Below are 6,877 nucleotides of genomic sequence, written 5' to 3' on the forward strand. Positions count from 1 at the left end.
CGGGCACGAGCCGGGCACGAGCTGGGCAGGAGCCGCGCCACTGTTCCTCGACTCGACCGGGACGCCACAGGGCCCCGGGCGGCCTCGCCGTGTGGCGGGAGCCCGGGGCCCGTGTGCGTGGGGGTCGGAGTGCAGCCGGTCGGTCAGGACCGGTGGGGATCACTCCTGAGCAGCGTCACTCTTGGAGCAGCGTCACTCATGGAGCACCGTCACTCCTGAGCAGAGTCACTCGGTCACGAACGCCCCGTCGTAGAGGACCGTCGAGGACAGGGTCGGGGTGAGACCCCCGACGGTGTCGGAGATCGCGACGTACTGCTCGGCGTTGGCCATCACGGTGAACGGCTGCACCTCGTTGAAGACCTCCTGCAGGCGGTTGAGCGCCTCCTTCTGGGCGTCGAGGTCGGCGGCGGCCTTGAGGTCGTTGATGGCGGCGGTGAGCTCCGGGTCGTCGATCCCGGTGATGTTGGTCGCCCCGGTCGGGAGCATGCCGCTGGCGAAGGCGGCCGCAGGATCGGCGTCCGAGGTGGCCAGTCCGCCGATCACGATCTCGAAGTCCCCGGTGAACTGGCGTGCCGTGACCTGGGAGACCGGCGCGTTGTCGATCACGACCGTGAACCCGGCCGCGTCCAGCAGCGCCTTGGCCACGACTCCGGCCTCGATGTTCTCGGGACCGTCGCCGATGAGCATGCGCAGGGTGCCGTCCCAGTCCGGGGTGTCGGCCTTGACCTCCTCCACCAGGGCCCGGGCCGCCTCCACGTCGTACGCAGGCCCTTCCTGGCCGTCGTAGAGCCGGGAGGAGTCGGCGACGAGTGCCGAGGTGGCCTGGCCCTCACCGTTGTAGAGGCGCTGGTTCCACAGGTCGCGGTCCAGCGCGGCGGCGACGGCCTGGCGGGCGCGGACGTCGGTCAGGACGCCGTCGTATCCGGCCTTGCCGGAGTTCATGTTGATCACCGAGCCGGAGCTGATGATCTCCTCGAAGCCGCGGACCTCGTCGTCCTGGGCCATGTTCACGAACTTGGCGCCGCGCAGGAACCCGACCTGGACCTCACCCGTCTGGAACGCGTCGTAGGTGCCCTGGGATCCGGGGATGCGGATGAACTTCAGGGTCGGGCAGACGGGACCGCCGTAGTAGTCGGGGTTGGGCTCGAGCACGGTCTCCTGGTCCGGCGTGAAGTCGGCGACGGTGAACGCTCCGGCGCCGATCGGGTTGCTGGCCCACTCCTGCGGGTCGGCGGCCTCGTAGGCGTCCCGGGGGATGACCTCCCCGACGGTCCCGGCGAGCGTGATGGGGAACCCGGCCCACGGGTCGGCGAGCGTGAACTCGACGGTGAGCGGGTCCACCACCCGAGCCTCGGTGATCTCCATGGCCTCGGTCATCGCGACCGACCGGGTGGCGGGGTCCTTGTGCAGGCCCACCGTGAACGCGACGTCCTCCGCGGTGAGCGGGTCGCCGTTGGAGAAGGTCACGCCGTCGCGGAGGGTGAGGGTCCACACGGTGTTGTCGTCGTTGGACTCCAGCGACTCGGCCAGCTTGGGCTCGAACTCCTCGGCCTCCGGGTTCCACACCATGAGCCGGTCGTAGACGGCCGCCGACTGGGCGCCGCCGCGGACGCCGTACTGGCCCTGGCCGGGCGCGAAGCTGGGGAGCATGGAGAACTCGCCCACGGTGATCGTGCCGCCGGCGCGGTCCTCGGTGCAGCGCTCGGACTGGTCCGGCGCGAGGCCCTCGCCGCCGGCCGCGGCGGTCGAGTCGTCCCCGCCCCCGCCACATGCGGTCAGGGTCAGGGTGGCCGCCGCTAGTACGGCCAGTGCGCTGGTGGTGCGCTTCATCGGTTCTCCTCGAGAGGGTGGTGGCACGCGACCTGGTGGCCGGGTGCGATGACGGTCAGCTGTGGGCGTTCGGCGGCGCAGATCTCGGTGGCCCGGGGGCACCGGGTACGGAAGCGGCAACCGGACGGGGGGTCGAGCGGGGAGGGCAGCTCCGAACTCGTGGCGGTGATCGGCGACTCGCCGAGCGTGTCCGCGAGGGTGCCGCCGAGTGTGGGGGCCGACGAGATGAGCAGCATCGTGTACGGGTGGGCGGGCGCGCGGTAGAGGGAGGAGGTGTCGGCGACCTCGCACACCGTGCCGAGGTACATCACGGCCACCTGGTCGGCGATGTTGTGCACCACCGACAGGTCGTGGGAGATGAAGACCATCGTCAGCCGGTAGCGCTCCTTCATCTCCTCGAGCAGATTGAGGATCTGCGCCTGCACGGAGACGTCGAGCGCGGAGACCGGCTCGTCGCACACCAGCACCTCGGGCTCGAGTACCAGTGCCCGGGCCAGGGCGATGCGTTGGCACTGGCCGCCCGAGAACTCGGACGGGCGCCGGCCACCGGCGTGGTCGGGGTCCAGGCCCACCGCCTCGAGGGCCGCGTCGACCCGGCGCCGGATCTCCTCCCGGCCGCCGTCGACGCCCTGGATCTCCAGGCCCTCCGCCACGATGTCCCGGACCCTGCGGCGGGGATTGAGCGACGAGACGGGGTCCTGGAACACCATCTGGATCAGCTTCCGGGCCCGGGTGAGGGAGGCCCCGGAGAGCGAGCACAGGTCGGTCTCGTCGACCATCACCCGCCCGGAGGTGGGACGGGGGAGCTGGAGCAGCGCCCGGCCGAGGCTGGACTTGCCGCAGCCGGACTCGCCGACCAGAGCCAGCGTCCTGCCCTGGGGGACCTCGAGGGAGACGTCCGAGACGGCGTGGACCGTCCCCTTGCGGGTGTGGTACTCGACGGTCACGTGATCGACGACGAGCTTGGCGTCCCCGGGCCGTCCCGCGTCCGGCGGGGTGGGCGCGTCGGCGACGTGCTGACTGGAGCCGGTCATGAGGCCTCGCTGCTGGTGCGGTGGTGGACGGGGACGGTGGGGTGGAGACATCCGACGCGGTGGACGGTGGTCGCCGTGGGGTGGGAGGTGGAGGCCGTGGCGAGGTCCTCGAGAGGGGGGTCGACGACGAGGCAGTCGTCCGCCACGCGGGGGCATCTCGGGGCGAACCGGCATCCCGGCGGCATCTCCCGCAGGTTCGGCGGGCGCCCCTCGATCACGGTGAGCCGGGTGTGCGGAGGCAGGTCCGGCCGCGGGATCGAGTCCAGCAGTGCGCCGGTGTAGGGGTGCGCGGGTTCGTCGAGCAGCGCCCGGGTGTCGCCCACCTCGAGGAACCGACCGGCGTACATGACCCCGATCCGGTCGGTGTGCTGCGAGACCACGGCGAGGTCGTGGCTGACCAGGATCATCGCCATGTCCCCGTCGGCCTGCAGCCCGTGGAGGAGGTCGAGGATCTCGTGCTGCACCGTCACGTCGAGCGCGGTGGTGGGCTCGTCGGCGATGAGCAGCTTGGGCGAGCAGGACAGGGCGATGGCGATCCCGACGCGTTGGCGCATGCCGCCGGAGAGCTGGTGGGGGTACTCGGTGAGGCGGGCGCGGGGAGAGGGGATCCGGACCCGCTCGAGGAGCTCGACCGCGCGGTCGGCCGCCTCCCGGCGACCCAGTCCCAGATGGTGCCGCAGCGGGTCGATGATCTGCCGACCGATGGTCCGGATGGGGTTGAGCGAGGTGAGCGGGTCCTGGAAGACCATCGCGATCTCGCGTCCCCAGAACTTCTGTGCCTCGCGCTGGGACAGGGCCAGGACGTCCCGGCCGTCGAAACGGACCGTCGAGGAGGGATCCACCCGCGCGGAGGTGGGGGCGATGCCCATGATCGAGCGGACGAGCATCGACTTGCCGGAGCCGGACTCGCCGACGATGCCGATCGTCTCGCCGCGGCGCAGGGAGATGTCGACCCCGTCGACGGGCGTGATGCGCCCGGAGGGGGTGTCGATGTGGGTGCGGAGTTCCCGGACCTCGAGCAGCAGGTCGTCCCGGTCGTTCGACGACACGGGTCGGCGGGGTGGTGCGGCGGCGATGACGGCCTCCTCGGTGTGATGGTCCGGTCTAAGTCATCTACTTAATCCGTCTTGCTGTGACGAGTATCACGGCATATGGTGTCTACGTCAAGACGACTAAGTAACCGCCTCAGGCGGTGTCTCAATCGAAGGGTCTCTACGTGCTCAGGTTCATTGGCGAACGCGCTCTGCACGCGGTCGTCGTCGTCGTACTCGCCGCGACCGGCGCGTTCTTCCTCATGGAGGCGGTGCCGGGTGACTCCGCGGCCTCGGCCGTCGGCCCGGGAGCCACCGCGGAGCAATACCAGCTGGCGAGGGAGGAACTGGGACTGGACGATCCCGTGTGGACCCGGTTCACCGACTGGGTCGGAGGGGTGGCCTCCGGCGACCTCGGGAACTCACTGGTCCCGCCCAACCAGTCCGTGGTGGAGCTGATCGGCAACGCGCTGCCGGTCACCATGCAGCTCGCGTTCCTGTCGATCATCCTCTCGCTGGCGATCGCGGTGCCCGTCGCCGTGTGGTCGGCCTACCGGCGCGGTGGGGTGTTCGACCAGGTGGCCTCGATCGTGGCGTTCGCGTTCATCTCGGTCCCCAGCTTCGTGGCCGGCCTGCTGCTGATCTACCTGTTGGTCTTCAACCACTCGTTGGCGCAGCAGTTGATCCTCGGCGCGGCGGTGGTGATCGGCCTCGCGGTGGCGCTGTCCCCGCTCGGCAGGCGCGGCGGCCCCGGGTCACCCGGGGTGATGTGGGGCCGGGCCCTGATCGGCGGCGTCGCGGTGGGCGCGGTACTGGCCCTGCTGGCCCTGTTCCTCCCCGAGTTCCCGCGGCAGGGCTACGTGCCGCTGGCCGACGGACTGGGGGAGAACCTGCGGAGCATCGCCCTGCCGGCCATCACCCTCGCCCTGATGGAGGTCGCGATCTTCACCCGCGTCCTGCGGACCGACATGATCTCCACCCTCCAGCAGGACTTCGTCCTCTCGGCGCGCGCCAAGGGCATGCCCACCCGGCACGTCCTGGTCTCGGAGGCACTGCGACCGTCCACGGTCTCCATCATCACCCTGGCCGGGATCAGCCTGGGCCGGCTCATCGGCGGGACGGTGGTGGTCGAGCGCCTGTTCAACCTCCCCGGCATGGGCAGCATGATCGTCGACGCCGTCCAGAACGACAACCTGCCGGTCGTCCTGGGCGGGGTGATCGTGATCGCCGTGTTCTACGTCCTGGTCAACATGACCGTCGACGTCACGTACGCACTCATCGACCCGAGGATCCGCCGTGGCTGACACCGACCCGACCCGCCCCGATTCCACCCGCCCCGATCCCACCCGGGCTGCCTCCACCCCCGCTGCCTACGGGCCCGACGCGGGCCCCGCCGTCGTCGCCGATCCCACCGTGGCCGCCGCCACCCCGGCACGCCGCCGTCCGAGGATGCCCCGGTTGTCCGGACTCGGCACCGCGCTCGCCCTGGCCTGGACCGTCCTCATCGTCCTGGGCGCACTGTTCGTGGACTTCCTGCCGCTGGCCGAGGCGCGCGACCCGTCCCTCGCGCTGATGACGCCGTCGACCCTCGCCCCCGACCTGCTGTCCGACCATCCCCTCGGGACGGACGGACAGGGCCTGGACATCCTGGGAGGCCTGCTCTACGGCGCCCGGGTCTCCCTCGTCGTGGGTATCGGCGGAGTCCTGGTCGGGGCCCTCGTCGGTGGCGCGCTCGGGCTGGTGGCCGGCTACCGGGGTGGGTGGACCGATCGCATCGTCTCCATCATCACCGACACCCTGCTGGCGTTCCCGTCGCTCATCCTGCTCATCGCGATCGTCACCGTGCTCGACCCGACACTGCCCAACATCACCCTCGCCCTCGGGATCATGGTTGTCCCGGCCTACGCCCGGCTCGTCCGGGCCAACGCGATGAGCTTCGCCGGCCGGGAGTTCGTCACCGCGGCGAGGTCGCTCGGGGCGGGTGAACTGCGGATCATGCTGCGGGAGGTCACCCCGAACATCGTCCAACCGGTCTTCTCGTACAGCTTCATGCTCGTCGCCGTGTTGATCGTGGCCGAGGCGTCGCTGAGCTACCTGGGGCTGAGCATTCCCCGGCCGGAACCGACATGGGGCAACATGATCAGTGCCGGTCAGGCCGATTTCCAGCGATACCCGTATCTCGTCGGCGTCCCGGCGGTCGTACTATTCCTGACGGTGCTCAGTTTCAATCAGCTGGGCGAGGCGGCAGGTCGGAAGTGGAGTCCCGGTGCAGCGAAGATCTGATGAGACCTCAGCCGAGGGGAGCGCAGCCGACGTGGCCGAGATGCCCGAGGAGGCCGGCGATTCCCGCGACGCCAAGGACGCCAAGACGGCGATGATCGAGGTCGCCGAGAAGATGATCAGCGAGCGGGGGCTGGACGACGTCTCGATGCGCGACGTCGCGACGGCGGCCGGTCAACGCAACAACTCGGCCGTCCAGTACCACTTCGGCAGCCGCGACGGGTTGATCCTGCAGGTGTTGCGACGCCGGATCATCTCCCTGGACTCCGCCCGGAAGGCGCGGCTGGCCGCGGCCGACGAGCAGGGTCTGGGCTACGACCTGCACACCCTCGTCGGGGTGCTGTTCGAACCGATCGTCGAGCTCCTGCGCGCCCACCCCGAGGCCACGCACTACGCGCGGTTCCTGCAGCGGGTCGGGCCGGTCATGGCGCCGGGCATCCCGGAGGCGGATCTGCGGACGGCGACCGACGACGTGGTGGTGCGGCTGATCGACGTGCTCTCCCACCTGCCGCGGCGGGTGGCGTTCGAACGCATCGACCTGGCCACCCAGATGTTCACCGGGGCGCTGGCGGTGTACGAGGACCGCCGGGACGCCCGGAACACCGTGGTCAACGCGCGGTTCGAGGACGTCGTGGCGCACCTCTACGACATGATCGAGGCCGCACTGTGTGCCGGGGCGGGGTCCGGGGCGGGGTCCGGGGC

The 6,877-nt window shown here is 70.5% G+C and carries 6 protein-coding genes; 3 read left to right on the forward strand and 3 right to left on the reverse strand.

Translation table 11 applies throughout. The features are described from left to right. Window positions 1–225: 225 nt before the first annotated feature. The 3 genes from G6021_RS08940 to G6021_RS08950 are packed head-to-tail and all read right to left on the reverse strand — an operon-like array spanning window position 226 to window position 3,913. A complete protein-coding gene (locus G6021_RS08940; protein ID WP_182641101.1) occupies window positions 226–1,830 on the reverse strand; it encodes an ABC transporter substrate-binding protein in 1,605 nt (534 codons plus the stop codon). Further along, window positions 1,827–2,864 (reverse strand): oligopeptide/dipeptide ABC transporter ATP-binding protein, encoded by a 1,038-nt coding sequence (locus G6021_RS08945; protein ID WP_179523250.1) that lies wholly within the window; start codon window positions 2,862–2,864, stop codon window positions 1,827–1,829. Before G6021_RS08945 ends, G6021_RS08940 begins: the two co-directional genes overlap by 4 nt. Beyond that, a complete protein-coding gene (locus G6021_RS08950) occupies window positions 2,861–3,913 on the reverse strand; it encodes an ABC transporter ATP-binding protein (RefSeq protein ID WP_304815001.1) in 1,053 nt (350 codons plus the stop codon). Before G6021_RS08950 ends, G6021_RS08945 begins: the two co-directional genes overlap by 4 nt. A gap of 167 nt (window positions 3,914–4,080) precedes the next feature. Here G6021_RS08950 and G6021_RS17885 point away from each other — a divergent pair, with 167 nt between their 5' ends. The 3 genes from G6021_RS17885 to G6021_RS08965 all read left to right on the forward strand — a co-directional run. Next, window positions 4,081–5,199 (forward strand): ABC transporter permease subunit, encoded by a 1,119-nt coding sequence (locus G6021_RS17885; protein ID WP_182641102.1) that lies wholly within the window; start codon window positions 4,081–4,083, stop codon window positions 5,197–5,199. After that, window positions 5,192–6,178 carry an ABC transporter permease gene (locus G6021_RS08960; protein WP_347238940.1) on the forward strand — a complete coding sequence of 329 codons (987 nt, stop codon included), beginning with the start codon at window positions 5,192–5,194 and terminating at the stop codon, window positions 6,176–6,178. The genes G6021_RS17885 and G6021_RS08960 overlap by 8 nt, the downstream gene beginning before the upstream one ends. 40 nt (window positions 6,179–6,218) lie before the next feature. Then, window positions 6,219–6,877: TetR family transcriptional regulator (locus G6021_RS08965; protein ID WP_182641103.1), on the forward strand; the 659-nt coding region annotated here is incomplete at its 3' end.

The organism is Dietzia sp. CW19, from assembly GCF_014145265.1.
Lineage (GTDB): Bacteria > Actinomycetota > Actinomycetes > Mycobacteriales > Mycobacteriaceae > Dietzia > Dietzia natronolimnaea.

Coding starts and splice junctions, on each gene's coding strand:
- G6021_RS08945 (WP_179523250.1), bottom strand. CDS start 2,864: ATGACCGGCTCCAGTCAGCACGTCGCCGACGCGCCCACCCCGCCGGAC.
- G6021_RS08940 (WP_182641101.1), bottom strand. CDS start 1,830: ATGAAGCGCACCACCAGCGCACTGGCCGTACTAGCGGCGGCCACCCTG.